Origin of the sequence: Candidatus Reidiella endopervernicosa (assembly GCF_013343005.1) — a bacterium.
GTDB lineage: Bacteria > Pseudomonadota > Gammaproteobacteria.
Window position 1 is genome coordinate 1,288,221 of the sequence record NZ_CP054491.1, and the last position, 25,862, is coordinate 1,314,082.

Annotated in this window: 30 protein-coding genes and 1 pseudogene; 24 read left to right on the forward strand and 7 right to left on the reverse strand. The window is 55.0% G+C overall.

Translation table 11 applies throughout. The annotated features are described in order from the left end of the window. Positions 1 to 6 precede the first annotated feature (6 nt). The 7 genes from HUE57_RS07320 to HUE57_RS07345 all read left to right on the forward strand — a co-directional run bounded on the left by HUE57_RS07320 (position 7) and on the right by HUE57_RS07345 (position 6,053). Positions 7 to 1,002, forward strand: a complete 996-nt coding sequence (locus HUE57_RS07320) for a PhoH family protein (RefSeq protein ID WP_078483204.1) — start codon at positions 7 to 9, stop codon at positions 1,000 to 1,002. Beyond that, positions 999 to 1,460: an rRNA maturation RNase YbeY gene (ybeY, locus tag HUE57_RS07325; RefSeq protein ID WP_078483203.1), complete on the forward strand. Its 462-nt coding sequence runs from the start codon at positions 999 to 1,001 to the stop codon at positions 1,458 to 1,460. Before HUE57_RS07320 ends, ybeY begins: the two co-directional genes overlap by 4 nt. 9 nt (positions 1,461 to 1,469) lie before the next feature. Further along, positions 1,470 to 2,360: an HlyC/CorC family transporter gene (locus HUE57_RS07330; RefSeq protein WP_078483202.1), complete on the forward strand. Its 891-nt coding sequence runs from the start codon at positions 1,470 to 1,472 to the stop codon at positions 2,358 to 2,360. Positions 2,361 to 2,377: 17 nt separating this feature from the next. Then, complete coding sequence (gene lnt, locus HUE57_RS07335) at positions 2,378 to 3,877, forward strand: apolipoprotein N-acyltransferase (protein WP_078483201.1); 1,500 nt, start codon at positions 2,378 to 2,380, stop codon at positions 3,875 to 3,877. Continuing rightward, positions 3,870 to 5,084 carry a phosphoserine phosphatase SerB gene (gene serB / locus HUE57_RS07340; RefSeq protein WP_078483200.1) on the forward strand — a complete coding sequence of 405 codons (1,215 nt, stop codon included), beginning with the start codon at positions 3,870 to 3,872 and terminating at the stop codon, positions 5,082 to 5,084. Before lnt ends, serB begins: the two co-directional genes overlap by 8 nt. Before the next feature lie 68 nt (positions 5,085 to 5,152). After that, positions 5,153 to 5,482: an HDOD domain-containing protein gene (locus HUE57_RS19595; protein ID WP_269087637.1), complete on the forward strand. Its 330-nt coding sequence runs from the start codon at positions 5,153 to 5,155 to the stop codon at positions 5,480 to 5,482. Next, complete coding sequence (locus HUE57_RS07345) at positions 5,463 to 6,053, forward strand: HDOD domain-containing protein (RefSeq protein WP_269087636.1); 591 nt, start codon at positions 5,463 to 5,465, stop codon at positions 6,051 to 6,053. The genes HUE57_RS19595 and HUE57_RS07345 overlap by 20 nt, the downstream gene beginning before the upstream one ends. 50 nt (positions 6,054 to 6,103) lie before the next feature. On the opposite strand, the gene HUE57_RS07350 is transcribed toward HUE57_RS07345, so the two are convergent. The 3 genes from HUE57_RS07350 to HUE57_RS07360 all read right to left on the reverse strand — a co-directional run bounded on the left by HUE57_RS07350 (position 6,104) and on the right by HUE57_RS07360 (position 7,794). Continuing rightward, on the reverse strand, positions 6,104 to 6,667 hold the full coding sequence (locus tag HUE57_RS07350) for a zinc ribbon-containing protein (protein WP_236725656.1): 564 nt from the start codon (positions 6,665 to 6,667) through the stop codon (positions 6,104 to 6,106). A 279-nt stretch (positions 6,668 to 6,946) separates the two neighbouring features. Continuing rightward, positions 6,947 to 7,156, reverse strand: a complete 210-nt coding sequence (locus HUE57_RS07355) for a glycosyltransferase (RefSeq protein ID WP_174673734.1) — start codon at positions 7,154 to 7,156, stop codon at positions 6,947 to 6,949. Then, on the reverse strand, positions 7,066 to 7,794 hold the full coding sequence (locus HUE57_RS07360; protein ID WP_174672961.1) for a glycosyltransferase family 4 protein: 729 nt from the start codon (positions 7,792 to 7,794) through the stop codon (positions 7,066 to 7,068). The genes HUE57_RS07355 and HUE57_RS07360 overlap by 91 nt, the downstream gene beginning before the upstream one ends. Positions 7,795 to 8,047: 253 nt before the next feature. Between HUE57_RS07360 and HUE57_RS07365 the strand changes: the two are divergent. The 15 genes and pseudogenes from HUE57_RS07365 to HUE57_RS07435 all read left to right on the forward strand — a co-directional run. After that, positions 8,048 to 8,647 (forward strand): annotated as a pseudogene (locus tag HUE57_RS07365) (class I tRNA ligase family protein); the annotation flags it as partial. 102 nt (positions 8,648 to 8,749) lie between these two features. Then, on the forward strand, positions 8,750 to 8,902 hold the full coding sequence (locus HUE57_RS07370; RefSeq protein ID WP_174672962.1) for a hypothetical protein: 153 nt from the start codon (positions 8,750 to 8,752) through the stop codon (positions 8,900 to 8,902). Between the two features lie 975 nt (positions 8,903 to 9,877). Then, positions 9,878 to 10,414, forward strand: a complete 537-nt coding sequence (locus HUE57_RS07375) for a class I tRNA ligase family protein (protein ID WP_174672963.1) — start codon at positions 9,878 to 9,880, stop codon at positions 10,412 to 10,414. A gap of 10 nt (positions 10,415 to 10,424) precedes the next feature. Continuing rightward, positions 10,425 to 10,949, forward strand: coding sequence for an LPS-assembly lipoprotein LptE (locus HUE57_RS07380; protein ID WP_172840202.1), 525 nt, complete (start codon positions 10,425 to 10,427; stop codon positions 10,947 to 10,949). Then, a complete protein-coding gene (gene holA / locus HUE57_RS07385) occupies positions 10,946 to 11,983 on the forward strand; it encodes a DNA polymerase III subunit delta (protein WP_078483197.1) in 1,038 nt (345 codons plus the stop codon). The genes HUE57_RS07380 and holA overlap by 4 nt, the downstream gene beginning before the upstream one ends. A gap of 26 nt (positions 11,984 to 12,009) precedes the next feature. Further along, positions 12,010 to 13,266 (forward strand): glutamate-5-semialdehyde dehydrogenase, encoded by a 1,257-nt coding sequence (locus HUE57_RS07390; protein ID WP_078483196.1) that lies wholly within the window; start codon positions 12,010 to 12,012, stop codon positions 13,264 to 13,266. A gap of 19 nt (positions 13,267 to 13,285) precedes the next feature. Beyond that, complete coding sequence (gene nadD / locus HUE57_RS07395) at positions 13,286 to 13,924, forward strand: nicotinate-nucleotide adenylyltransferase (protein WP_078483195.1); 639 nt, start codon at positions 13,286 to 13,288, stop codon at positions 13,922 to 13,924. A gap of 21 nt (positions 13,925 to 13,945) precedes the next feature. After that, positions 13,946 to 14,314: a ribosome silencing factor gene (rsfS, locus tag HUE57_RS07400; protein ID WP_078483194.1), complete on the forward strand. Its 369-nt coding sequence runs from the start codon at positions 13,946 to 13,948 to the stop codon at positions 14,312 to 14,314. 6 nt (positions 14,315 to 14,320) lie between these two features. Further along, complete coding sequence (gene rlmH / locus HUE57_RS07405) at positions 14,321 to 14,788, forward strand: 23S rRNA (pseudouridine(1915)-N(3))-methyltransferase RlmH (protein ID WP_078483193.1); 468 nt, start codon at positions 14,321 to 14,323, stop codon at positions 14,786 to 14,788. A 155-nt stretch (positions 14,789 to 14,943) separates the two neighbouring features. Then, entirely contained in the window at positions 14,944 to 17,364 is a 2,421-nt protein-coding gene (locus HUE57_RS07410) for a glycosyltransferase family 4 protein (RefSeq protein ID WP_174672964.1), read from the forward strand. A gap of 132 nt (positions 17,365 to 17,496) precedes the next feature. Then, positions 17,497 to 17,778 (forward strand): hypothetical protein, encoded by a 282-nt coding sequence (locus HUE57_RS07415; RefSeq protein ID WP_174672965.1) that lies wholly within the window; start codon positions 17,497 to 17,499, stop codon positions 17,776 to 17,778. Further along, positions 17,753 to 18,457 carry a hypothetical protein gene (locus HUE57_RS07420; RefSeq protein WP_174672966.1) on the forward strand — a complete coding sequence of 235 codons (705 nt, stop codon included), beginning with the start codon at positions 17,753 to 17,755 and terminating at the stop codon, positions 18,455 to 18,457. The genes HUE57_RS07415 and HUE57_RS07420 overlap by 26 nt, the downstream gene beginning before the upstream one ends. 40 nt (positions 18,458 to 18,497) lie before the next feature. Further along, complete coding sequence (locus HUE57_RS07425; RefSeq protein WP_174672967.1) at positions 18,498 to 19,547, forward strand: hypothetical protein; 1,050 nt, start codon at positions 18,498 to 18,500, stop codon at positions 19,545 to 19,547. A gap of 17 nt (positions 19,548 to 19,564) precedes the next feature. After that, positions 19,565 to 20,212, forward strand: a complete 648-nt coding sequence (locus HUE57_RS07430; protein ID WP_272902027.1) for a glycosyltransferase family 4 protein — start codon at positions 19,565 to 19,567, stop codon at positions 20,210 to 20,212. Between the two features lie 15 nt (positions 20,213 to 20,227). Further along, a complete protein-coding gene (locus tag HUE57_RS07435; RefSeq protein ID WP_174672969.1) occupies positions 20,228 to 20,749 on the forward strand; it encodes a hypothetical protein in 522 nt (173 codons plus the stop codon). Between the two features lie 27 nt (positions 20,750 to 20,776). On the opposite strand, the gene HUE57_RS07440 is transcribed toward HUE57_RS07435, so the two are convergent. Then, positions 20,777 to 20,947 (reverse strand): hypothetical protein, encoded by a 171-nt coding sequence (locus HUE57_RS07440; protein ID WP_174672970.1) that lies wholly within the window; start codon positions 20,945 to 20,947, stop codon positions 20,777 to 20,779. A gap of 119 nt (positions 20,948 to 21,066) precedes the next feature. On the opposite strand from HUE57_RS07440, the gene HUE57_RS07445 reads away from it, so the two are divergent. After that, a complete protein-coding gene (locus HUE57_RS07445; protein ID WP_174672971.1) occupies positions 21,067 to 21,774 on the forward strand; it encodes an O-antigen ligase family protein in 708 nt (235 codons plus the stop codon). An 8-nt stretch (positions 21,775 to 21,782) separates the two neighbouring features. Here HUE57_RS07445 and HUE57_RS07450 read toward each other — a convergent pair whose 3' ends face one another. The 3 genes from HUE57_RS07450 to HUE57_RS07460 form a co-directional block, all read right to left on the reverse strand. Continuing rightward, positions 21,783 to 22,901: a glycosyltransferase family 4 protein gene (locus tag HUE57_RS07450; protein WP_078483189.1), complete on the reverse strand. Its 1,119-nt coding sequence runs from the start codon at positions 22,899 to 22,901 to the stop codon at positions 21,783 to 21,785. Positions 22,902 to 23,336: 435 nt separating this feature from the next. Then, entirely contained in the window at positions 23,337 to 23,978 is a 642-nt protein-coding gene (locus tag HUE57_RS07455; RefSeq protein WP_174672972.1) for a hypothetical protein, read from the reverse strand. Between the two features lie 154 nt (positions 23,979 to 24,132). Further along, entirely contained in the window at positions 24,133 to 25,005 is an 873-nt protein-coding gene (locus tag HUE57_RS07460) for a hypothetical protein (protein ID WP_174672973.1), read from the reverse strand. 184 nt (positions 25,006 to 25,189) lie between these two features. Between HUE57_RS07460 and HUE57_RS07465 the strand changes: the two genes are divergently transcribed. Beyond that, on the forward strand, positions 25,190 to 25,786 hold the full coding sequence (locus HUE57_RS07465) for a Maf family protein (protein ID WP_078483187.1): 597 nt from the start codon (positions 25,190 to 25,192) through the stop codon (positions 25,784 to 25,786). The last annotated feature ends 76 nt before the right edge of the window (positions 25,787 to 25,862 follow it).

Below are 25,862 nucleotides of genomic sequence, written 5' to 3' on the forward strand. Positions count from 1 at the left end.
TACCTCTTGAACGACCATCCCGAATCGCATGATTTCCTTCTCGAACCGGCCGACAACGAACGATTGGCTAACCTTTGTGGTGCGCTCGATGAGCATCTGCGTCAGCTCGAACGGCGTCTCGGGGTTGAGATCAGCAACCGGGGCAACCACTTTGAGGTGATCGGTGATGCGCTCGCGGTAACCCGCTGTGGTGATGTGCTGCAGGCGCTCTACCGTGCCACCGAGAGCGAGGTGCTCTCACCACCCGATATCCATCTCTATCTGCAGGAGTCGGGGGTTGAGGCGTTGGCGGCAGCGGAGCCACCTGCCAAAGACGATGTGGTGATTCGTACCAAGCGTGGTCAGGTCAAGGGGCGGGGTCCCAACCAGCAGAAGTATCTGCGCAACATCGTCACCCACGATATCAACTTCGGCATCGGCCCGGCGGGCACCGGCAAGACCTATCTGGCGGTGGCCTGTGCGGTTGAGGCGCTGGAGAGTGATCGCGCACGACGTATCCTGCTGGTCCGTCCAGCGGTGGAGGCGGGTGAACGACTCGGTTTTCTACCCGGCGATCTGGCGCAGAAGGTCGACCCCTATCTACGCCCGCTCTATGACGCACTCTACGAGATGCTCGGTTTTGAACGGGTGGCTAAGCTGATCGAACGTAACGTGATCGAGGTGGCGCCGCTCGCCTATATGCGAGGCCGGACCCTAAACGAATCGTATGTGATTCTCGATGAGGCACAGAACACCACCGTCGAGCAGATGAAGATGTTCCTCACCCGTATCGGTTTTGGTTCCACGGCCGTGATTACTGGTGATGTTACCCAGATCGATCTACCCCGCCACCAGAAGTCTGGGCTGCGTCATGTGATCGAGGTGCTGAAGGATGTCGAGGGGATCAGCTTCACCTTCTACAGCGCTCAGGATGTGGTACGTCACCCGCTGGTGCAGCGTATCGTCACGGCCTATGAGGCGTTTGAGAAGGCGCACGATGATGAGGACGGTAGCTCATCGTGAAGCCGGTAATCGATCTACAGAACGTCAGTAGTGAACACGACATCCCTTCACAGATGCAATTTGAACAGTGGAGTGCCGCCGCGCTGGAGTCGCAGCGCGACCAGGCTGAGTGCACCATTCGTATCGTTGAAGAGGCGGAGAGTGCCGATCTGAATCAGGCCTATCGCGGCAAGCTGGGCCCTACCAATGTGCTCTCGTTCCCCTTTGAGCAGCCCGAGGGGCTGGATGAACTGTTGCCGCTGATCGGCGATCTGGTGATCTGCGCTCCGGTGGTCAAACGTGAGGCGCAGCAGCAGGGTAAGACAGAGCTGGCGCACTGGGCACACATGGTGGTGCATGGCACGCTGCATCTGATCGGTTATGACCATATTGAAGAGCACGATGCCGAGCAGATGGAGAGCATCGAACGAGAAGTGATGGCCCGATTGGGCTTTGATAATCCCTATGAAGAGGAGTAACAGGGAGCAATGAGCGAAGACCGACCTAGAAGCGGTTCCGGGCGCTCCTGGCTTGAGAGATTGAGTCAGGTACTGTTTGGCGAAGCCCGGGACCAGGATGAATTGGTAGAGCAGCTGCGTGATGCAGAGCGCCGTGACCTGATCGATATCGATGGTCTGGCGATGATCGAGGGGGTGATTCAGGTCTCCGAGATGCAGGTGCGCGATATCATGATTCCTCGCTCGCAGATGGTGGTGGTTGAACGTGACCAATCCCCTGAACTTTTTATTCCCGAGATTATCGAGTCGGGTCACTCACGCTTTCCGGTTATCGGTGAGAGTCGTGATGAGGTGGTTGGCATCCTGTTGGCCAAGGATCTGCTCAATTTCTGTTTTAACGATCAGGATGATCGTTTCACCATTCGTGACCTGCTGCGTCCACCGGTGTTTGTCCCCGAGAGCAAACGGCTTAACGTGCTACTGAAAGAGTTCCGCGCCAGTCAGAACCATCTGGCAGTGGTGGTCGATGAGTATGGCGGTGTGGCTGGCATGGTGACCATCGAAGATGTGCTGGAGCAGATCGTTGGTGAGATCGAAGATGAGTACGATGTCGATGATGATCTCTTTATCTTCAAACGTAGCGATAGCGACTTTACGGTTAAGGCGCTAACGCCGATTGATGAGTTCAACGAATACTTCTCCTGCAAGTTCAGTGAGAGCGAATTCGACACCATCGCCGGGTTGGTCGTAAAACAGTTTGGCCATCTGCCCAAGCGGGGTGAGCGGGTCTCGCTCAATCGCTTCAGTTTTGAGGTGGTCCGCGCCGATACCCGTCGTATCCATCTACTGCGTGTGACGCTGCTCGATGCGGTCGATAACGTTGATAAGCAGGCTCAATCTGAGCAGCCACCTGTCGCCTAGCGGGGAAACTACAGTTGATGTGGATCGATCGTTGGCCAGGATGGCGAGGCTACTGGCGTGAACTGCTGGCACTGATCGTTGGGGCGCTGTTACCGCTCGCCTTTGCCCCGTTCGGTTTTGTTGTGTTTGCCTTCGCCTCGCCAGCGACGCTCTTCCTTCTCTGGAATGGAGTGGATGCCCGTCGCAGTTTTCGTATCGGTTACCTCTTTGGTATCGGCATGTTTGCCTTTGGTGCCTCCTGGGTCTACGTCAGTATTCACGATTTCGGTAATGCACCCCTGCCGCTGGCACTGCTAGTCACGCTGCTTTTTATCGCGGTTCTGGCGTTTTTTCCTGCGCTGCTCGGTTATTTCGGCGCACGCATCTCACTCGCGGCAAGAGGCCGCTATCTGCTGTTGCTACCTGCCGGTTGGGTGGCGCTGGAGTGGGTGCGTGGTTCGATCCTGGGTGGTTTTCCCTGGCTGCTGCTGGGGCAGGGGCAGATTGATACGCCGCTGTCGGGTTACGCCCCCTGGCTGGGTGTCTATGGGGTGAGTTGGGTGGTGGCGTTAACGGCTGGGGCTGTTGCGCTGCTGATTCGCACCAGATCGCTACGCCTGCCGACTGTCGTGATAGCCGTACTCTGGCTAGTACCGCTGCTACTCAATCAGTTTAGCTGGACCGAACCGCTGGGAAAGGTGCGGGTGGCGCTGTTGCAAGGCAATATTGAACAGGACCAGAAGTGGCTGCCCGAGGTGCGTGAGATGACGCTGCGGCGCTACGCCGAAATGACCATGGCCAACCCCGATAGTGATCTGATCGTTTGGCCAGAGACGGCCATTCCCGCCTTCCTCCACTGGGTTGAGGGGAGTTATACCGAGTCACTGCAGCAGTTTGCGCGACAGAGCAAGACTGATCTACTGATCGGTGTTCCCTATCAGGAGCAAGAGAGTTACGACTACTACAATAGCGTAGTCAGTTTTGGTGCCGAGCAGCGCCTCTACCACAAGCGCCATCTGGTGCCGTTTGGTGAGTTTCTCCCATTCAAACCGGTGTTGAGTCTGCTCGGAAACTTCCTGGCGGTACCGATGACTGACTTTGCACGCGGTGGAGAAGAGCAGCCGCTGCTCAGTGCGGCGGGTTACCCGGTCGGCACCTCGATCTGTTACGAGGCGGCCTTTGGCGAGGAGATTGCCGCAACGCTACCAGAGGCGGCGCTACTGGTGAATGTGACCAACGACGCCTGGTTTGGTCACTCACTGGCACCGGCACAGCATCTGCAGATCTCACGCATGCGCGCTCTGGAGACGGGGCGTTACATGTTGCGAGTTGCCAATACCGGTATCACCGCCATTATCGGCCCAGACGGGAAGGTTGAGGCACACACCGAGCAGTTTGAGACTACCGTGCTAAAGGGTGAGGTTGAGGCCCGAGAGGGGATTACACCCTATGTTCGATGGGGAAACTGGCCTGTGTTGATCTTACTGTTTAGCATGCTCGCGACTATATATTTGACCAGGGGTAGAGCCGATGCGTGAAGTGGTGCTGATAAACGTTTCGGGTGAGGATCGTGCAGGTCTGACTGCCGCGTTGACCGAGATTCTGGCGCGCTACAACATCGATATTCTCGATATCGGTCAGGCGGTGATCCACAACACCCTCTCACTCGGTTTTCTGGTTGAGGTGCCGCAGTCACTCAACGCCTGTCCGGTCTTTAAGGAGCTGTTGTTCAAGGCGCATGAGTTGGGTGTGCAGTTGCGTTTCACACCGATTGAGGCTGAGGAGTATGAGGCCTGGGTTACTCATCAGGGACGAGCCCGCTACATCATTACCCTGTTGGGACGTCAGATTACCGCGCGCCACGTTGCCGATGTCTCGGCAGAGATCGCCCGCCAGGGGCTGGAGATCGATTCGATCAATCGTCTCTCCGGTCGTATCTCACTACAGGATGCAGAGCGACGTGAAAACGCCTCAGTCGAATTCTCGGTGCGTGGCACGCCTACCGACCTTGGTGAGATGCGTAGCCGCTTTATGGATATCACCGTTGAGTCGGGGCTCGATATCGGCCTACAGGAGGATAACGTCTATCGTCGCAGTCGTCGGCTGATCGCCTTCGATATGGACTCAACCCTGATTCAGGCAGAGGTCATCGATGAGTTGGCCATACGCGCGGGGGTCGGTGAGCAGGTTGCGGCGATCACCGAATCGGCAATGCGCGGTGAGATCGACTTCAGTGAGAGCTTTCGCCAACGCCTGGCACTGCTTGAGGGGCTCGATGTTTCGGTGCTGGAGTCGATTGCCGAGTCACTGCCGATCACCGAAGGGGCCGATCGGCTGATGCAGAACCTGAAACGGTTTGGTTTTAAGATCGCGATCATCTCCGGCGGCTTTACCTACTTTGGTGAATATCTGCAGCAGCGCTGGGGCGTAGATTATGTGCACGCCAATCAGCTGGAGGTGGTCGACGGCAAGGTGACCGGGCGTAGCTCGGGCACGATTATCGATGGAGCGAAGAAGGCCGAGCTGCTGCAGATGATTGCCGAGAAGGAGGGGATCTCACTTCAGCAGTGTGTGGCGGTGGGCGATGGCGCTAATGACCTGCCGATGCTCAATACTGCAGGGCTTGGCATCGCCTTTCACGCAAAGCCAATTGTAAAGGCAGGTGCCAAGCAGTCGATCTCGACCCTGGGTCTCGATGGCGTCCTCTATTTCCTCGGAGTGCGTGACCGCGAGGCGATGGTTTGAGACTATGGCGTCCGCGAAAAGCGGTAGTGGCAATAGAGATCGAACATACAGTGAACTGGTTATAGAAAATGTCTGAAAACAACGAAATTGAGAGTGCGCAGATTGATGAGATACTGAAGGGGATTACCATTCCTTCGCCGCCCCAGATTATGGCCGATCTGCAGATGGAGATGGTGATGCCCGATCCTGATCTCTCGGCTATGGCTGACCTGATCAGCAAAGATGCGGGCCTCTCCGGCAGTGTTTTGAAGACGGTCAATTCGCCCTTCTTTGGACTGCGTCGTGAGATTGTTTCGATCAAACAGGCGGTGACACTGCTTGGTATCAAAACGATCCTTAATCTGGTTAACGCCTACTTCCTGCGCAATGAGATGAGTGGTGAGAATCATCACCGATGAGATTGCGACCGCGATGAACCGCTTCTGGGACTCGGCGACCGACGTGGCCAATGCGGCGATGGCGGTCAGCAAGCAGATCAACCAGGGCAACCCCGACGAACTCTATATGTTGGGATTATTCCACAACGTTGGCGTACCGATGATGATGCAGCGCTTCGAGAACTATCCCGATGTGCAACTGCAGGCCTACGCCTCGGAGGCGGGCCATATTAATGTGATAGAGAATGAGCTGATCAATACCAGTCATCAGGTGATTGGCTTCTATATCGCCAAGGCGTGGAAACTGCCGGAGGCGACCCGTGAGGTGATTCGTGTCCACCACTCAATTGGACGCATCGGTCCGTCGCGCGATGAGCGTAGCGAGGCGATCAAGCGCCAGCTGTTTATACTCAAAATGGCCGAGCATATCTCGGGTCTATATCGGGTGCTGGGTGATCAGGAGGTCGATCACGAGTGGAGCCGCCTCAGCCAGGATGTCCTCGCCTACTTCGGTCTGAGTGAGTATGAGTTTGAGGATGTGGCCGGTAGTGTGCACGAGATGGGTATCGGTGCGCACAGCTACTTTATGTGACCAAGCTGCGAGGCCGTATCGTCCACGGCCCCGCAATGATCTATAGGTGGCTATTCACCACTGTGTGAAACCCTGCGGAATCGAGTCTCATGACATTTGGGGCAGGGTGGAATATGACCGCTCTTGTGGAAGTGGACCTGCTCACCGCACGCCTTGCACTCCAATGTACCGATGCCGGTAATCTCCCCGGTGTGCCACTCGCCGAGTGCATCGGCGCGTCGCGCCAGCTCACTGAGTTCAATCGAGGTGCGATCGGCGATAAGGCGGAACATCTCCAATAATCGATCCTCGATCAACTGCATGTCGAAACGAAACCACTCTCCCAGCTCGCTGCCGGACTCATTGAGATACTCGCCAGCATTCTCGACATCGCGCTTGAGGTAGTTGCCGACCTTCTCCGCCTCTTCACGAGTCAGCTCTCCCAGCTCAACCGCCTTCTCACGGGCATTTTCGATATTGTGGGCCAGATTGGGGATTGCGTTCTGTTCCGCATCGATAATCGCTCCCTTTACTCGCTCTAGCATGCGGTTATAGGCATCCACTAACCGATTGTTCTGCTCGTCGCTCATCGCTTGCTCCTCGTTGTTATAGCTCTTGTCTCTAGTGTCGCTCATGTTGCTTGATCTGCAAAGTGATCGTTGTTAGGTATGGGGCGGATTTGATGTGAGTTGAGTGTTGGAGGTGCTTGAGTGGCGAAAGAGTGTAGGGATGGATTTTTATTGAAATGACGAAGGGGGTTATAAAAAGCTGTTTAATAATTCCCGGTATTTTTCCATTGCGGACCGTACGGAGAATGACTCACGATTCGCTCTCGAGAAGCGGTGCACATGTCGCGATATAGCTGATGATCCTGTCGTAAGGTTTTACACGCCTCTACAAATTCATCAATGGCATCAGGGGTGCACAAAAGCCTGTTTTATGATTAATAACAATTTCCGGAGTGACGAGATATTGCTGGTTATTACGGGTTTTCCACACGACATCGCCTCCGCAGGTGCGTAGCCGAATCCCTCTAATCTGGATGGGAACAGTAGTGCGTCACACTTTGATACGCAGCGAGAAGCTCGTCGCTGCTGAGGCGGCCCAGTGCCTTGATGTTGGATGCTGGGTGCGGGTTGTTGGGTAGTGTTGTGCCGGTGTGACTCAAACGAAAGTTGCTGCCCAGTTGTTCCATTATTGGAGACAGCAGATCAGCGCCCTTTCTGGTTGATAGGTTACCGACAAAGAGGAGTTCAAACGGTTCTGAGGTCGATACGCGCTCCCTATCTGGTGTCGGAGTAAAATGCTCGGTGTTAACCCAGTTATGAATCGTGTGAATGGGCAATGGTTTGTAACTTGCTGCTAGACTCTCTGCTGTGTAATTACTGACTGTGATGATTGCTGAGGCTCGAGAGAATGATCTATTGATATAGGGTTTGATTAACAGCCTGTGATAGAGACTCTGAGCAGTGGATTTGTATGCTTTCAGACAAGGGTCAAAGATGTTGTGGTGTTCGATAATGATAAGAGGGATATCTTGCTGATGAAATGCAAACCCCGTCCATGAGTTAGCAATAATGATGTCGGTACCCGTTGGGGCTCTGGTTCTATTAGTAAAGGGCGCGATCTCAAGTGCATGGGGAAACCACGTGGTAATCACCTTGTAACCACACCCTTCGAGAGCTTCGGCAAGGAGGCGCGTATAGATATCAGCGCCGCTATTGGCTGATATCGCAGGTAGCCATATCTGGGTCGGATTCATCGATCGTTTCTCATCTCATACCACCTATCGCTCCTGTCTTGATGGGAAAGCCAAGCGGATATAGGGATGGGTGACAGGTTCTGGTGCATAGTTATCATTATGTTTGTGTCTGTCAGCTACATCTGGTGACAGGCTGTCGGAATCATGCGGGAGACAATTTTCTTCCGGATCCTATCTCTGTTGTCCGTTGAGTTGAACCTACGTTATCCTTACGGGCCTGATTTTGGTCAATTATAGGCACTTTTCGATGACGTTGGGCGAGCAATACATTCCTGGCTCTCTTGAGACCGCAGCCCAGAGCTATTGGGAAGAGAATCAATCGTTTAAAGCGGTGGACGATACCTCCCGCGAGAAGTTCTACTGCCTCTCCATGTTCCCCTATCCGTCGGGGCGTCTGCATATGGGCCATGTGCGCAACTACACCATCGGTGATGTGGTGAGCCGTTATCAGCGCATGTTGGGCAAAAATGTGCTGCAGCCGATGGGGTGGGACGCCTTTGGCCTGCCCGCAGAGAATGCGGCGATCAAGAATAATGTTCCGCCTGCTAAGTGGACCTACGAGAATATCGACTACATGCGGAGTCAGCTCAAGCGCCTCGGCTTCGGCTACGACTGGGAGCGTGAGCTCGCTACCTGTCATCCCGACTACTACAAGTGGGAGCAGTGGCTCTTCACCCGTCTCTACGAGAAGGGGATGGTCTACAAGAAGACCGCGCCGGTTAACTGGTGTCCTAATGACATGACGGTACTGGCCAACGAGCAGGTCATCGACGGCTGCTGTTGGCGCTGTGATACCGAGGTGGAGCGTAAAGAGATCCCGCAGTACTTCATGAAGATCACCGCCTACGCTGACGGACCTTGAGGGGTTGATAATCGCCCGGTTGGCCCTGAGCAGTCCCCTGGGGCTCAACTGGCCGAGAATACGCGGTGGCGCTCTCATCGGGATGTACATGGAGTGAGGCCGCTGGAAAGGTCGCCACCGGCTCACGCGACCCCGATGGGAGGGCTCTCTGCATGTCGCGGATTGCCTTGGCAGCGCTGCTGGCGGCGCCCCCAAGCGGCCGAGAATAGCGCCGAGCTGGCCGCCTTCATCATCGAGGAGATGTGAGTAGACTGGAGACCTCCGAGGGCGGCGATGGATCGATGGGTGAGTTCACCGGCTCCTCGCGACACCCGATTTCGCGCTAGTGCCACCATCTTGCAGGCGCCAATTGTGTTGATGGTATCACACCGGGCGCGTGATGGCGGTTCCGACCACGACCGGCGCCGATTTCAACTGCCCAAGTTGGCCTGCCGATTACCCAGGTCATCGCGCGCCCATTGATACGATGTGTTGGTTTGATCTGGCATCCAGCCGCCTTCCCGAAAGGGGGGCGTGTGACGAATCCTTGAACTTATGGATCTCCTGGCAAGGCGTTGCGCTATTGCCAACCACATCTTGAACAGGCAGGGCGGGTCGTAACGGTGGTATCAACACGCAACCTGCATCTGTCTTTCTGCGCGTTTCTGGCTGCTGATTACGGGTGGTCTCCAAACGTGGCCGCAGTACCCGTACCGAGGCATAGTGCCGGAGTTGCCCAGATGTCGAATTCGATAGGGATTCACCAATCCGCATGCGTTGAATTCGTCGACACGACGCCCCAAAGTTTGGCAAAGGCGGAGGTGAGACCGCACTGCACACGCTTTATGGGTCTCCTGGATGAGCACGGCGAGCTATGCGTGTCGATTGATGAACGCTCGACGAAAAGCGACTACGGCGCCCGGTCCGATCGCGCATCGGTGGTATTTGGCATACCGCAATCCTGCATCTGCTCTTATGAGTTTCGTCAAAGTTGATGCGTGAGGGGGCCAGCGATGAGCACGGATCAAAACCTGCTTACTCACCATGGCATGTTAATGGATGGGCAAAAAGTCTTTGATAGGGCGAATATTCCGATCCGCAGCAGGCCTGATTGAGAGGTGCGCTGGTTAGCCGACGAGTGGTACTTGATCACCAAAGTGCCCCGACCAGATATGTAGCGCGCTGGAGTGGAAGAGACTCGTGCCGAGGAGGTGCATCCACCTTCTCAAAAGGGTCTGGGCGATGGCGAGTGAGCACAGGGGCGAGCTTGGCGGTGTGATTGAGACGCACGATGCGAGTAAGGATGCGCGCCGCGAGATCCATGAGTCGCTGCAACAGGCGCTGGCCGATTTCGGCAAGTACCAGTTCAATACCGTCGTTGCTGCCTGTATGAAGATGATGAACACCCTCGGTAAGGTTGATGGTGAGGGGGCCAAAGCGCTACGCAATGAAGGACTCTCGATCCTGCTGCGCCTGCTCTCACCGATTGCACCGCATATTAGCCATGCACTGTGGCAGGAGCTTGGATATGGCGATGACATCCTGACTGCCGCATGGCCTGCGGTTGATGAGGCTGCGCTGGTAAAGGACTCGATCGAACTGGTGGTGCAGGTCAACGGCAAGGTGCGGAGCCAGATCAATGTTGCGGCCAATGCGGATAAAGATTCGATCGAAGAGGCTGCGCTGGCTGACGAGAAGGTGCAGTCCTTTATCGATGGCAAGACGATTCGCAAAATCATTGTAGTTCCGGGTCGTCTGGTCAACGTGGTTGCCAACTAAGGGGTATCGAGTGAAGCGTTATATCATCAAAGGGTTGGTGAGTTGGATGGCACTCGTCATCGTTGTCTCGATGGCCGGTTGCGGTTATCACCTACGTGGCTCGGTCGAACTGCCGACCGAAATGGCGCGTACCCATATTGATGGCAATGCGCTGCAGCGCAAGCTGACACGAGAGTTGGCAGAGCGTCTTCGTAGCAATGGCGTAGAGGTGGTGAAGAGTAAACAGGCAGCCACCGCGCAGCTGCGTATCCTTAAAATGACCAGTGATCGCCGCACACTCACCACGGGTGGCAAGGGCGATGTGCAGGAGTATGAGCTCTACACCGAGGTGGTGTTCGATCTGCGCGACAGCCAGGGTGTGATCCTGCTGGAACCGCAGCATGTGTCGGTAACCCGTTATCTGTTTTTTGATCCACTCAAGGTGCGTGCCAAGGCGGGTGAGATGGCCGAGATGCGCAAGAAGATGAATAGCGCCATTGTCAGGCAGATGTTGCTGCGTCTACGCCACGCGGCTCCAGCCAAAGAGGCACAATGAAACTTCGCTTTGATCAGCTACAGGCCAATCTCTCAAAGGGACTGGCACCGATCTATCTGATCAGTGGTGACGAGCCGCTACAGATTCAGGAGGCGGCTGATACGATTCGACAGGCAGTGCGAGAGGCGGGTTACAGCGAACGCGAGGTGATGCACGTTGAGAAGGGCTTCGACTGGAATAGTCTCGCGGCTGCCTCCAGTGCCATGTCGCTGTTTGCTGAGCAACGTCTGCTCGATCTGCGTATGCCGAGTGGTAAGCCGGGTAAGCCGGGTAAGCCGGGTGGTGCGGCTCTGACTGAGTATGCGGCACGACCCGCTGAAGATACGATTCTGTTAATCACCTCTGGCAAACTCGACAAGTCGGCGCAGAACAGCAAATGGTTTAAATCGCTCGACAGGGTAGGCGTTACCCTGCAGGTCTGGCCGATCGATATTCAGCAGCTCCCCAACTGGATTGCACGGCGCATGAAGCAGAAGGGGATGAGCCCGACGCGCGAGGTCTGCTCGCTGATCGCCGAACGGGTTGAGGGCAATCTTCTTGCGGCTGATCAGGAGGTAGAGAAGCTGTTCCTACTGCATGGTGCGGGTGAGATCGATCTGGCCACAGTTTCAGCAGCGGTTGCCGATAGTGCCCGCTTCGATGTCTATAGTCTGGCTGACTCGGCGCTGCTTGGAAACACGGCGCGCGCAGTACGTATTCTTGATGGTCTGCGTGCCGAGGGTGTCGAGCCGATTCTTATCCTCTGGGCGCTAACGCGCGAGATTCGCCAGCTGGCGAAGATGGCGCATGAGCTGGCGCGGGGTGGTTCACTCAATTCACTCTTCTCCAGCTACCGTATCTGGCAGTCACGCCAGCCGCTGCTGCGCAGTGCGCTTAAGCGTCACAAGGTGGCCGACTGGGACGCGATGCTCTCCGCCTGTGCCCATCTAGACCGGGTGCTAAAGGGGGCGGCGCAGGGCAGTCGCTGGGATGAACTGCTACAATTGACCCTTCGCCTGACCGGAACCGATCCGATGGCTCGGGCAACGGCCTGAACGGCACCGATTACGAGAGAAGTTCGATGGATATCAAACAGTACATGAGAGAGACGGGTGAGCGGGCGCGTGCCGCCTCGCGCAGCATGGCCCGTGCCGATTCCAATGCCAAAAATGCCGCGCTGTATGCGATCGCCGAGGCGCTGATCGCTGACAAGGTAGCCTTGATCGAGGAGAACGCCAGGGACCTCTCAGCTGGCCGCGAGCGGGGACTCGACGATGCGTTGCTCGATCGCCTTGCGCTCAATGATGAGCGTATCGATGGCATGGCCGAAGGTCTGCGACAGATCGCGGCACTGCCCGATCCGGTCGGCGAGATCACCGATCTCAACTACCGCCCCTCCGGTATCCAGGTCGGTAAGATGCGTGTACCGCTGGGTGTAATCGGCATCATCTACGAATCACGCCCCAACGTGACCGCCGACGCGGCGGCGCTCTGTCTCAAATCGGGTAACGCCACTATTCTGCGTGGCGGCTCCGAGGCGGCCCACTCCAATCAGGCGATTGCAAAATGCATCCATCAAGGGCTTGAGGTCGCTGGCCTGCCTGCCGATGCGGTGCAGGTGATCGAGACGACTGATCGTGCTGCGGTGGGTGAACTGATCACCATGCCGGCGTATGTCGATGTGATCGTACCGCGTGGTGGCAAGGGGTTGATCGAACGCATCATGGGTGAGGCGCGCGTGCCGGTGATCAAACATCTGCACGGCGTCTGCCACGTCTATATCGATGACGACGCTGATCTGGAGAAAGCGATTCAGGTCGCCTACAACGCCAAGACTCACCGTTACGGCGTCTGTAACGCAATGGAGACGTTGTTGATCTCTGAGAGCATTGTGGAAGAGGTGCTACCCGAGTTGGCGGCAATGTATATCGAAAAGGGGGTTGAGCTGCGTGGCTGTGAGACCACCTGTCGCATGGTGCACGATGCCAGGCCAGCGACTGAGGAGGATTGGGATGAGGAGTACCTCGCGCCGATCCTCTCAATCCGCGTGGTCAAGGATATGGCCGAGGCGATCGAGCATATGCACGCCCACAGCTCAGGACATACCGAGTCGATCATTACTGAGAACATCACCCGTGCACGTCAGTTTATGACTGAGGTCGATTCAAGCTCTGTCATGGTCAATGCCTCGACCCGCTTTGCAGACGGTTTTGAGTATGGCCTGGGTGCTGAGATCGGTATCAGTACTGACAAGATTCATGCGCGCGGTCCGGTCGGTCTTGAGGGACTCACTTCGCAGAAGTATGTCGTCTTCGGTGACGGTCATATTCGCAACTAACAGCGGTCGATCAGCCTAGATGAAGGCGATCGGCATCTTTGGTGGCACCTTCGACCCGGTCCATATCGGACATTTGCGCCCAGCGCTGGAGTTGAAAACGTCACTTGGTCTGGCTGAGGTGCGAATGGTGCCGTGCCGGATACCACCGCATCGCAATAGTCCTGTCGTCAAAGCTGAGCAGCGTGTGTTGATGTTGCAGGCGGCGCTTGAGGGAGTTGGAGAGTTGAGTCTTGATCTGCGCGAGATGGAGCGCGAAGGTCCCTCCTACATGGCCGATACGCTTACATCGCTGCGTTGTGAAATGCCGGAGCAGCCGCTCTGTCTGATTATCGGTATGGATGCGCTGTTGGGGCTGCCGAGTTGGCACCGTTGGACGGAGCTGATTGAACTGGCCCATCTGGTGGTAATGGCTCGACCCGGTTATGAGCTACCCAATGAGGGTGTTGTCGCTGAGCTGGTAGCAGCGCATCGACTCTCTAGTGCGGATGAGCTGCACGGTCGTCCCGCTGGCGGTATCTGGTTTAGTGAAGTGAGCCAGCTCGATGTGTCGGCAACAGCGCTACGAGCGTTGATAGCGAAGGGGCGCACAATTCGTTACCTGACCCCCGATGCAGTGTGTGAGGTGATTGAGCGTGAAGGGCTCTATCAAATTAATTAAATGAACTGTCTGGAAAATTAGATGCAAGCTGAAGAGTTAAAGAGTCTCGCCGTTGAGGCGCTGGAAGACCTTAAGGGTATAGAAATCGAAGTATTGGATGTGCGGGGAAAAACCAGCATCGCTGATTTCATGGTTGTCGCCACCGGTACCTCCAGTCGTCACGTTAAATCACTGGCTGACAATGTGGCGCTGAAGGCGAAACAGGGTGGCGTTCCTCCACTGGGCGTCGAAGGTGAGCAGGGGAGTGACTGGGTATTGATCGATCTGGTCGATGTGCTGGTCCACGTGATGCTGCGTGAAGCACGCGACTTCTACAATATTGAGAAGTTGTGGAGTGTCGATGCTGAGAAGATCCTCGCCCAGCGCGAAGCGGCCGACGAAGAGGAGTAGCCGACCGTGCAGATCCACCTGATCGCGGTCGGTAACAAGATACCGGGCTGGGTGGTGAACGGCTACGAGGAGTACGCCAAGCGCCTGCCGCGTGAGTGCTCCCTGAAACTGGTCGAGATCAATCCAGGTCATCGTGGCAAGAATGCCAATCTGGAAAAGGCGATGGTCGATGAAGAGCATCGAATCTTCGATGCGATTCCTAAAAATGCCCGTGTCGTTGCCCTAGAAGTCAAAGGCAAACCCTGGTCTACCCAGCAGCTCTCACAGCGACTCGAGAGCTGGCTCGGTGGCGGTCAGGATATCGCGCTGTTGGTCGGCGGTCCTGAGGGGCTCTCTGAAAACTGTCGTAAACGAGCAGATGAACTCTGGTCGCTCTCTCCCTTAACCCTTCCCCATCCACTAGTTCGCGTTCTTCTCTCCGAACAGCTCTATCGCGCCTGGAGTATTCTGCAGGGGCACCCATATCATCGTTGAGGTGTGGCGCAATCCTCTCTCAAGACAGTAGGGTGTTGCGATAGATGATGTGTGGAGTTGTTGTGGCAGCGTTGCGAAGGAAAGTAAGTTTGTACGCTACTACAGTGCGTGGAAATCGGGTCTGTTTTAGAAGTTGATGTCTCTCTGGAAGTTTAATGATGAAAGAAGAGTTTGAGTTGAGTGCTGGTGCAGAGGTGCTGGTTGTAATACCGGTAAGTGACTCTGTCCCCAGGTTGTTGACGACAACGCTCGGTTCCCTGACGGGGCAGAGTCTCGATGCTGGCGACTATCAGATCTTAATTGTCGAAAACGGTCCTCAGAGCAGTGAGATGCAGGGCCTGTTGTCGTCGATATCGGATGATGAAAACTATAAGGGATACGCTATTGATCAGCTTTCGCTTCATGAGCCCCTAGGCGCCCTACAGGCTAAGAGGATCGGGGCAGAGTCTCGTGTTTCAAAATTACTGCTCTTTCTCGATCCGGGAGACCAGATTGAGAGTACCTATCTGGAGAAGTCGGTTCTGGCGCTCAATAACTGTGAGGGTGCCGGGTGGGTAGCACCGGTAAAGCAGGAGCTGCTACCGCTGATGAGACTGGTTCAGCCGAAGTCGTTCAGTAGCTTCCGGGCTCTCAGCAAGCCGGTTCTCTCACCTGGACACCTATACCGTAGCCAGCAATGGCTAAAAGCCAGTCGTAAGATACCCTCCGCAGTCGGTGGTGTTGAGGTCTTTGATGAGTGGTATGTCCAGATTCGCCTGATGGCAAAAGGGTTGTGGGGTTTTGCCCTTAGGGATGTGGTCTATATCGGTGAGCGGGATACAAAAATACTCTCAATGCTTGATACCAAGAGATATATGGCAAGCATCTATCTGACCATAAGAAAGAATATGGGTCTGTTGCTGTTGGTGTCCCGGGCAAGGTCTGCGTTCAAAAGAGAGTGGCGAAAAGGGTGGGGTTATAAGTCGAAGCTAAACCCAGGGTGGATTGTCGATAAAATTCAGGCAGCGGCGATCAGGCGCTTTGGATTTGGTGATGTATCGGCATCTCTGGGTGGCAGGGGGGTGGTTCTGGCAATGCTGTTTCCGGAGAGGTTCATCACCCGGATGCTGACGACGCATACCAATATATCGCTTGCTGAAATTCACTGTGAATTTTATACCAAGCCAAATCTCGACTGGTCGCCGACCGTTGATCGGCCTGCTGGGTCAAACTCAGTTCTCTTTGCACAGAGCAACTGGACGATAGGTGGAGCTGAACGGGTATTGCTCACCTGGATGAAAGCGGCCCGTCCCCACGTGGCGGGTAGGATTATCGACGTTTGTGGACGAGAGACCCGGCACGGCTCAGGTGATGGGCGTGAAGAGGGAAATGTCTACTACGAACAGGATGTCAGGGATGAGTTTGCCGGGTTGTGTGATGTTCAGTTCAGTCTCGAAGGGATGGGTGAGACTCCGTTGCAACGCATGAGGATCTGCTGGGATCTTATCTGCAGGGAGAGGCCGGCGCTGATTTTTATCTCAGGAAATGCCTATCTCTATGCGCTGTTACCGCTGATCAGAAAGTGGTTCCCAGAGATTGTGGTCGTCGATATCCTCCACAACGAGTGGTACAACCACAGGGACTGGTTCAACATTTCGTCGGAGTATTCTCGTTACATCGACCAGCGAGTGACGATCTCGGAGTATTGGCGTTCCGTTTTGGTAGACAAGTATGGTGAGAGCAGGGATCGTGCCTCGGTCTTTCTCAATTCCATCGATCTACAGCGTTTCGATCCAGACCGCTATAGCGATAGCACTTTCCTCCTTGAAGACTCCGAATCCGACCGTAAGGTGATCGCGTTTATCGGACGTCTGCATGAGCAGAAGCGACCAGGTGTCTTTTTCGAATTGGCGAAGCAGTTTGCGACTGTTGAGGGATACCGTTTTGTGGTCGTTGGCGATGGGCCTGAAATGAGTGCTCTACAGGAGCGTTACAGTGCACTGTCGAATCTGATCTGCTTAGGTCCCAGCGACGATATTCCCAGGATATTGGCGTCAGTTGATCTGGTTGTCTTCTCCTCTCAGTTTGAGGGCTACCCACTCACCTCGCTCGAAGCCTCTGCGATGAAGGTGCCGTTTATCGCACCCGATATTGTCGGTTTCAGAGAGCAGGTTGAAGATGGCGATGGAGGGTTGCTCTATCGTGCGAGCGCAGACGACTCTCGCGATGCAGAGCATATCAAACAGCTCATAGAGCAGAGATGGGATGAGCTGATGGCTATGGGTGAGCGAGGGCGTGCCTATGTGGAGGCAAGCCATTCATCCAGTCTGCTCGAGCCGAAGTATGGTGAGTTTCTTGCGGAGCTGATGCGTGAGACTGGCTCTGAGCGGCAGAGATTGCCGAATGCCGATGGTAGAAAAGGCTGTTTTACATATTGGTATGCCGAAGACGGGCTCTACATCGATCCAATATTTCATGGACGTGAATCGATCACGTCTGATGCGCCAGGGGATTCTCTATCCCAGCCACCACATGTTCGGGCATGCCCACCACCCCTTTGCGTGGGTTTGTATGAAAGATGGCACCAAGCTGAGTAGGCAGGCTACCGAGAATATTGAGAAGAATTATAAGTCATTGTCTGGACTTGAGTCTGATTTGAGAGTGCTGCTCGAAAAAGCACAGGCATCCAACAGCGACTCGCCGGGAGTCGCTATTTTGCGAAGCTTGTTTTGGGCATCCAAGCCCAGCAAGCGGCAAAACTTAACGCGACCGTTTATGCCTACGGCGCCCCGACGTCCTGCGTACGTTGCGTAATCACCTCTTCGCGGCTCTACACAACTCCCTCAGTGACTCTACGCCGACATAAAGCCGCTGCTGCATCTTCTTCGTCGTTCGCTCGCGCTCTCAACTACGAATATGCAGACGGCGTCGACTATCGCGGACTAACCGCCCTCACTTCGCTCTCCATGGCGGTCAGCGGTTGTCGTGAGCGGCGAGGCGTTTATCCGTAGCGATCCGAATAAGGTTAAGGCCCTCTTCTCCGGATTTGATGTGACGGTGATAGTCTTTCTTCGCCGACAGGATCTCTACATGGAGTCGTCGTATAACCAGAACAAGAAGATGAGACCGTCTCAGGTAGAGCTGGACGTGCTTCTATCTAGAACAAATTCGGTGCTCGACTACGCGACTCTTCTCGATGGCTGGTCTGCCTGTTTTGGCGAAGAGAATATTGTCGTGACCCCGTTCGAACGAAGTAGCTTTGGCGATGGTCTGGAGCGTTATCTCCTTAGTCTGTTGGGCGTGGAGTGGAGTCGGTCATATAAAACCGAGCTGAAGAATCCAGGGCTCAATCGTGATTGCCTCGCCTTTGTTTCTGAGCACTTTCTGCCGGAAGAGGTGGGGGCTCGGGAGAGAGGCAGGGTGATTGAGATGCTGGCCCAATACTCCAGCGAGCACTCAGATGGCAAGAGCCTGAAATATAATCTGCCGCCCTCCAAGCGTCTGGAAATCATCGAGAAGTACAGCGCTATCAACCGTGAGGTGGCACAGCGCTATCTTGGTAGAGAGGATGGACGTCTGTTTCTCGATCCACTGCCTTCGTTAGAAGATGAGTGGCAGCCCTATAGCGGACTCAGTGATGAGCGTCGGGACGAAATTATTCGCTATTTGGTGGGGCGGGTATCCGTGTGAAAAGTCATTCCGAGAGCGCCTCGGCACCGCGGAGCGAGTAGTGAGCAATGGAAAGACGCTCTATCTACACATTGGGCTGCACAAAACAGGAACCTCCTATTTGCAGAGCTTCCTGGCGGCGAATGCAGAACTGCTGCTGGATGCCGGTCTTCTGGTGCCGGGTTTCGATGGGTGTAGTGCACACCATCTGTTTGCCAGTGTCTGTTTCGACGGGAACGATGAGGCGAAGCGTTTTCCGTTGCAGTTGCGGGGGCAGTTCTCTGAACGCTCAGAGTGGCTCGCCGCGATGGAGGCAGAGCGGGACTCTCTGTTGGAGAGTGGTGCTGACAAGATTGTGATGAGCAGTGAACGGTTTTCGAACAATGACCCCGAACGGCTGAGTACCTTTTTCGCCGGTTTTGATGTCAAGATAGTTGTCTTTCTTAGGCGACAGGACCGTCTTCTCGAGGCGCGGGTCAATCAGTTGAAAAAGGTGGGAAGGCTTACGGACGAGAGGATGGCTCGGCTCTTTGAACGGGCTGACCGGAACTACTATCGTATTCTGTCGAAATGGAGTCGTGTCTTCGGTAAGGATAATGTCATCGTCCAGCCCTATGAGAGATCGCTCTTCGGTGATGGACTCGAGAGTCGCTTTCTCGACTTGATCGGTGTCGAGTGGAGCGATGGATTCGAGCCTGTTGAGAGCATCAACAGAAGTTTGTCCAGGGATTGTCTCGCTTTTCTCGAGAAACACTCTCGGCAGGTCGTGCCGACACAGGCGCTGCGTCGAATCCTTGAGGAGTACACGGGGGCTCATCCGGACGAGGTGGCCATCAGAGACCACTTTTCTCCCTCGGACCACCTTGCGATATTGAATGGTTGCCGTGAGAGCAATGCCATGGTTGCCAAAGAGTATCTTGGCCGTGATGATGGCGTGCTCTTCTCTGAGCTAGATCCGAATCCTGCTGCACCCTGGACCCAATACTCAGGCTTGAGTGGTGAGGCCGAGATGCGTCTGATCAGCTATATCCGAGAGGCCGGTTATGAGTTGCCGGATGATCTTGGCGATGGCGGGGTGGAGGGTCGTCTGGTGGAATCATCCCATGGCTGATTCGATCAAGGACGTATATGTTTGTTGTTGAGGTCTCATCGACAGCGAGGGGCAGTGTCCGCTACATCGCGGGTAAGCTGTGCCAGCGCTTTTCACGGCGAGGGGGGGTGCGGTGCCGTCTGATGGCGCCGGTCAGGGGGCGCTTCGATCTCAAGGTGGCCCTCAGATTGCTGTGGAACAGGAGAGAGATCTCACTGGTGCATACGCATCTGGGACGGGCGTCATCGCTGGTGGGGTGGTTGTTTAAGAATAGTGATGTGATGACGGTGGCAACGTTGCATGGGATGCAGAAGCTGCGGCACTACAAAAATATCAAACACTTCGTGGCGGTATCAGAGGCGGTCAGACGTCACTACGTGGCTCAAGGACTCGATGACGAGAAGATCACGATCATTCCCAACGGCTATGAGGAGATGATCGATCGATACACAGGCTCTGGTCTCAGACGCGAGCTGGCGCTACCTGCTGGAGCGCCACGTGGCGGGTTGGCAACGGCACTCGAGCGGCTCTGTGGCGATACCGAGCTGCGATCAAGGATGGGAGCGCACGCCAAAGCGTCGGTAACCGGGATGGAGTGGGGTACGATTGAACAGCGCTATATGAGTCTGTTCGAAACGCTGCTCGCTGAGCAGGGGGAGCCTCCGACGGTCGATCGGGACGACTGATGGAGTGATTGTAATATGGAGTCGGTGAAGCGGTGGTTGATCGATAATGGTGGCTGGTTGCTGGTGGCTTCGGTCGTGGTGCTGCTAACGACGCGCCGACTCTATAATCTTCCGCTGCTGGTCCTCGCGCTGACCGCCCTCTATCTACTGGCACGGCAGTGGCGCACGATCATCGCACGCAGTGAGATGCGCCTGCTGTTACTGCTCTTTGCCTTGCTATGGATGCCGATGGTGCTCGCGCTGACGGGGGCGGTCAGTCTGGAGCGCAGCTTGAGTACGGTAGTGCCCTATCCCCGCTTTCTGCTGGGAGGCATCACGCTGCTCTGGTTGCTGAATGGTCGGATGGCAAGAGAGAGATTGCATGTCGCGGTTGTGGCACTTCTCTCTTTATGGTCGATCGATGCGATGTGGCAGTACCTCTCGGGTCACAATATTCTCGGCTATCCTTACAACGGTGAGCGCCTCAACGGCTTCTTCTATCCCGATTTCAGGTTGGGGCCGGAGTTGGCTGTGTTTCTGCCGGTCTACCTTCGCTGACCGCCATGGATAGCGAAGCGAAGGCGGTTAGTCCGCGATAGTCGACGCCGTCTGCATATTCGTAGTTGAGAGCGCGAGCGAACGACGGAGAAGATGCAGCAGCGGCTTATGTCGGCGTAGAGTCACTGAGGGAGTTGTGTAGAGCCGCGAAGAGGTGATTACGCAACGAACGCAGGACGGTCGGGGCGCCGTAGGCATAAATGGTCGCGTTAAGTTTTGCTGTTTGCTTGGGCTTGGATGCCCAAAACAAACTTTCGCAAAATAGCGACTCCCCGAGAGGGTTGAGACGGTGGGGTAGGAGACACTGGTGGCTCTGGTTGTTGCTTATCCCCTATCTCAGCGCAATTTTTCTCAGTGGTACCCGTTCGGCCTGGGTGCTGTTGGCCGTCGGTCTGCTGCTCTACCTCTGGTATCTGGGACGCCTCGGTTATCTCAAGAGGGTGAAGGCGGTAGTGTGGGGCGCGTTGGCGATCGGTGTGGTGTCGCTGGTGCTCTTCGCCTCAACAGATGAGGCCGTTAGAGAGCGGCTGCAGAAAAGTGCTGGTCTGTTCAGTACCGATATCGAATCTATAGACAACGCGACGGCGCAGCGGGTCTCTATCTGGCAGGTTGCGATGCTGATGGTGGAGGACCATTGGCTGACGGGCGTTGGGCCACGAGGCTTTCGCTATGTATTTATGGATTATGCGCCCGAGGACAACTATTGGAAGAACCTGAGGCGGCCACTTGCACCCAATCAACCCCATCTGGTCGGGTTGGAGGTGCTGGTCGAAACAGGTGTGGTTGGTATCGTTGGTTTTCTGGCGTTTTTTTGGGTGTTGATCACCTATGCAGCCAAGAGGACTAGTGGTTTCAGAAGTGATGCAGTCCCATGGCTGATAGCAGCGCTAGTAGCCCTATTCCCCCTGAATACATACCTTGCGCTCTATGCCAGTTATTGGTCCTCGCTCTCTTGGTGGTTGCTGCTGGTGGCCTTGGCGATGATGAGTGGTGGGGATGGCGATGAGCGTGATAATGCCGACTGAAGGTGCGATCAATGGCCGCGTTCGACGATCTCGTGGTAGAGCGTCGAGTATTTGTGCGCCATCCGATCTATGGTGAAGAGTCGATTGAAGCGTTGAGCAGCATTCTCTCCCATCTCTGCGGCTTTGGCCGGGTGTTCCCAGAGATAGTGCATCGCGTTGCTCAATGCTCCCGGATCGCTGGGCGGTACGACCAGGCCGGTTTCGCCGGCAATGTTTGCATAGGTGGTGCCTGTGCCGATTTCGCTGGAGATCATCGGTTTCCCAAACATCGCTCCTTCGAGCAGGGAGATGCCGAACGCCTCGGAACGCATGTGAGATGGGAAGAGGATGCCATAGCAGAGCTGCAGAAGGGCAACCTTGTCGGTATCGGGTATGTGCCCGAGAAAGATAGTCTTCTTCAATCCCAACCGCTTGGCCTGGTTTTTTAGCTCATTCTCTGTTGGGCCAGCCCCCACGATAACTACAGGAAATCCCGTCTTGTGGGCCGCCTCCAGCAGGATGTGGAGACCTTTGTAGTAGCGAAGTACGCCAACAAACAGGAAGAATCTGTCGCCAAACTTGTTGCGCCAGTAGTTAAGACGCTCCGTGGGCGCATTTGGGTAGCTCTCTCTGTCCAGGCCGGGCGGAATCACAACGACCTTCTGTTTAAAACGCTTCAATGTTTTGCTGGTTTCTAGATAGTTGTGTGATGTGGCGGCGATGGCGTCAACATTGTTGAGAAACCGGATCATGAGTGGATAGTAGATCTTGCGCAGGTGTCGCTGACGTACGATATCTGAGTGATAGGTAACGATCGATGGTTTGTTAACTCGTGTCGCAAAGTGGACCAGGTCCATGAAAGGCCATGGGAAGTGGTAGTGGATCAGATCCGCGCGCTTGGCAAGCTTTGAGAACTTTGAGAAGACCGAGAGTGACAGGCTGTTCGATGCGATCTGTAGGTCGAGCTTTGATTGGTGTGTGCGATAGCCGCTTGTGGTGCTGGCGGAAGGGGAGGGGCGGTGGCTGAGCGAAAGTACATCGCACTGTATGCCCAGCGTGCTGGTGCCGCTGGCTATCTGGTGAATTACCTGCTCTACGCCTCCCATCGATTCGGGGATGGCGTTTTTGTAGAAGTGGAGAACTCTCATGCTGGATGTGCTGGCCTACTGGATGCTTATCAATGCAAGATGATTAATGTTTGCTGCAGGTGCGCGGAGCTTGCTGGCCTTTGCTGTCTCTTGCTGTGGCCTGCTGACGGTTCAACGATACGTTGCTCTATCTGAATGTTAGTACCCGATGTTGATGATAGGCCAATTGTCTGTGTGGCAATCAATCAGTATCTGTTGTTGCACTCTTTTTCAAACAGTCAGGATATGATTTTCCTGTACGTAGATCATTGTAACAGAGGAGTGAGGTCTGAAATTTCGCTGTTGAAATAAAGAGTGAAGCGAGTTGTGTTAATAGACCTATCTGGATGCGAAGCAGAACCATGTAGATGATGATCTCGCTTGCATGGTGTTGAAGGTCGCCCGTAAGCATCGCCAGCATGGGCACCATTATGAGTGTGATAGGGAATAGATACTTTAACCTCTGAGGGCCCAGCCGTCGCTGACCGCCATGGATAGCGAAGCGAAGGCGGTTAGTCCCCGATAGTCGACGCCGTCTGCATATTCGTAGTTGAGAGCGCGAGCGAACGACGAAGAAGATGCAGCAGCGGCTTTATGTCGGCGTAGAGTCACTGAGGGAGTTGTGTAGAGCCGCGAAGAGGTGATTACGCAACGTACGCAGGACGGTCGGAGCGCCGTAGGCATAAACGGTCGCGTTAAGTATTTGCCGCTTGCTTGGGCTTGATGCCCAAAACATGCTTCCGCAAAAATAGCGACTCCCCGATTTTCACGGCGCATGTTCAGTTTTGTATCAAGTTGTTGTCCGATAGCGCCGTTTCGATAGAGGGATGATATACATTTTTTGACTTCTTCCTCAGTGAGGTTGCTGTCGCAGAGCTGTTCGCTGAGTGAGCGATACTCGTTGTTAACTATAGCCGACAGTGTTTTGTTGTCTGTTGATGCGGTAACAATCTTGTTGACAGAGTGGGAGAAGATCCAGCCGCCAATGGCGGTTGCTACGATTACAGCCGTCGTAATGGCTGGATTTAACCATATTAATACCAGTAGAAAGATGAGTAGCTGTAGCAGTAGAGATAGGCCGAGTGCTGTCTGTCGCATGGTAAAGCCGCAGCCATAGGCGGTTGACCCGACTACTTCCTTCGCTGACCGCCATGGAGAGCGAAGTGAGGGCGGTTAGTCCCGATAGTCGACGCCGTCTGCCTATTCGTAGTTGAGAGCGCGAGCGGACGACGAAGAAGATGCAGCAGCGGCTTTATGTCGGCGTAGAGTCACTGAGGGAGTTGTGTAGAGCCGCGAAGAGGTGATTACGCAACGAACGCAGGACGGTCGGGGCGCCGTAGGCATAAACGGTCGCGTTAAGTTTTGCTGTTTGCTTGGGCTTGATGCCCAAAACAAACTTTCGCACGCTGACCGCCATGGATAGCGAAGCGAAGGCGGTTAGTCCGCGATAGTCGACGCCGTCTGCATATTCGTAGTTGAGAGCGCGAGCGGACGACGAAGAAGATGCAGCAGCGGCTTTATGTTGGCGTAGAGTCACTGAGGGAGTTGTGTAGAGCCGCGAAGAGGTGATTACGCAACGTACGCAGGACGGTCGGGGCGCCGTAGGCATAAATGGTCGCGTTAAGTTTTGCTGTTTGCTTGGGCTTGATGCCCAAAACAAACTTTCGCAAAAATAGCGACTCCCCGAAAAATAGCGGCTCCCCGGGATGGCACCTAATAGATTTGGAGAGCCTGGATGTTTATGCAGTGCGACAACGCCACGCACCGATGCCTCGGCAACCGTCTTGCGCATGATTTCGAGAGCCATGTTGTAGACGATGAAGTTCAGATGGAGTGAGCCGACTACAAGCAGTAGGACAATAGCCAGTGCGCCAGCAATTGTAAGTGGAGTGGCGGCCAACACGATTGGGCCATAAACGAGTGACGTGCTGCTGTAGATGGCATGATTGATTAGGGGGGTAAGGCCAAGATAGGCGCTAGCATTTAAGGCTGAGCTGAAGATGGCTGCCAGCGATACAAGCAACAGGGCCCGTGCGTGGAGGGGGTAGAACTCCTTGAAGAGGTATTGCGCAGGTGCAATGAAACGGGTGAACCTTTCCAGGCTGCTATTTAAGGTGGTTATCATAAATGGTTTGTTTGTCTGGGCGGTTCTACTTCATCATTGATGCGGTCATTTTAATGGAACTGCGATGACGGGCATAGCACCGCTAATACAGAGATGAGGGGGCGACGTGAAGCGCGCTTGCCTCAGCTTATCTGCTGAAATACTCTGGGTAGGTCTATTGATACGCTGCTTTCAACTATTGAAAATGACTCCTGAATCTGGGGCACCAGACCTCTATCTCGCCTCCGCCTCTCCGCGACGCGCTGAACTGCTGACGCAGTTGAAGCTCGACTTTGAGGTGCTCCGTGTCGATGTGCCTGAGCTGATAGATGCTGGGGAGTCGGCTGAGGTGTTTGCCATCCGCGTTGCGCTGGATAAGGCGCGGGCCGGGCTGTCTGCCCTGGAGTATCAACCCGGCCGGCCGGTGCTCGGTGCCGATACCTGTGTGGTGGTTGAGGGTCGGGTGCTGGGTAAACCTCGAGATCGTGAGCATGCTGCCGAGATGATGCATCTGCTCTCTGGGTGTGAACATCGAGTGATGACCTCAGTTGCAGTGGTTAATGGGGAGCGGGAGCAGACGCGTCTGTCGGTCTCTCACGTACACTTTCGCGAACTCTCTGAGTCGGAGATTGGAGCCTACTGGGAGACTGGTGAGCCGCTAGGTAAGGCGGGTGGTTATGCGGTGCAGGGGCAGGCGGCGCAGTTCATTGAGCGACTGGAGGGGAGCTACAGTGGAGTGATGGGGCTACCGCTGTATGAAACGGCGGAATTACTCACGGTATTTGGGGTCGGATTGTTGTAGTCTTTCCATATAAACAGGTGTAATCGCCGCCGCTGACCGCCATGGAGAGCGAAGTGAGGGCGGTTAGTCCCGATAG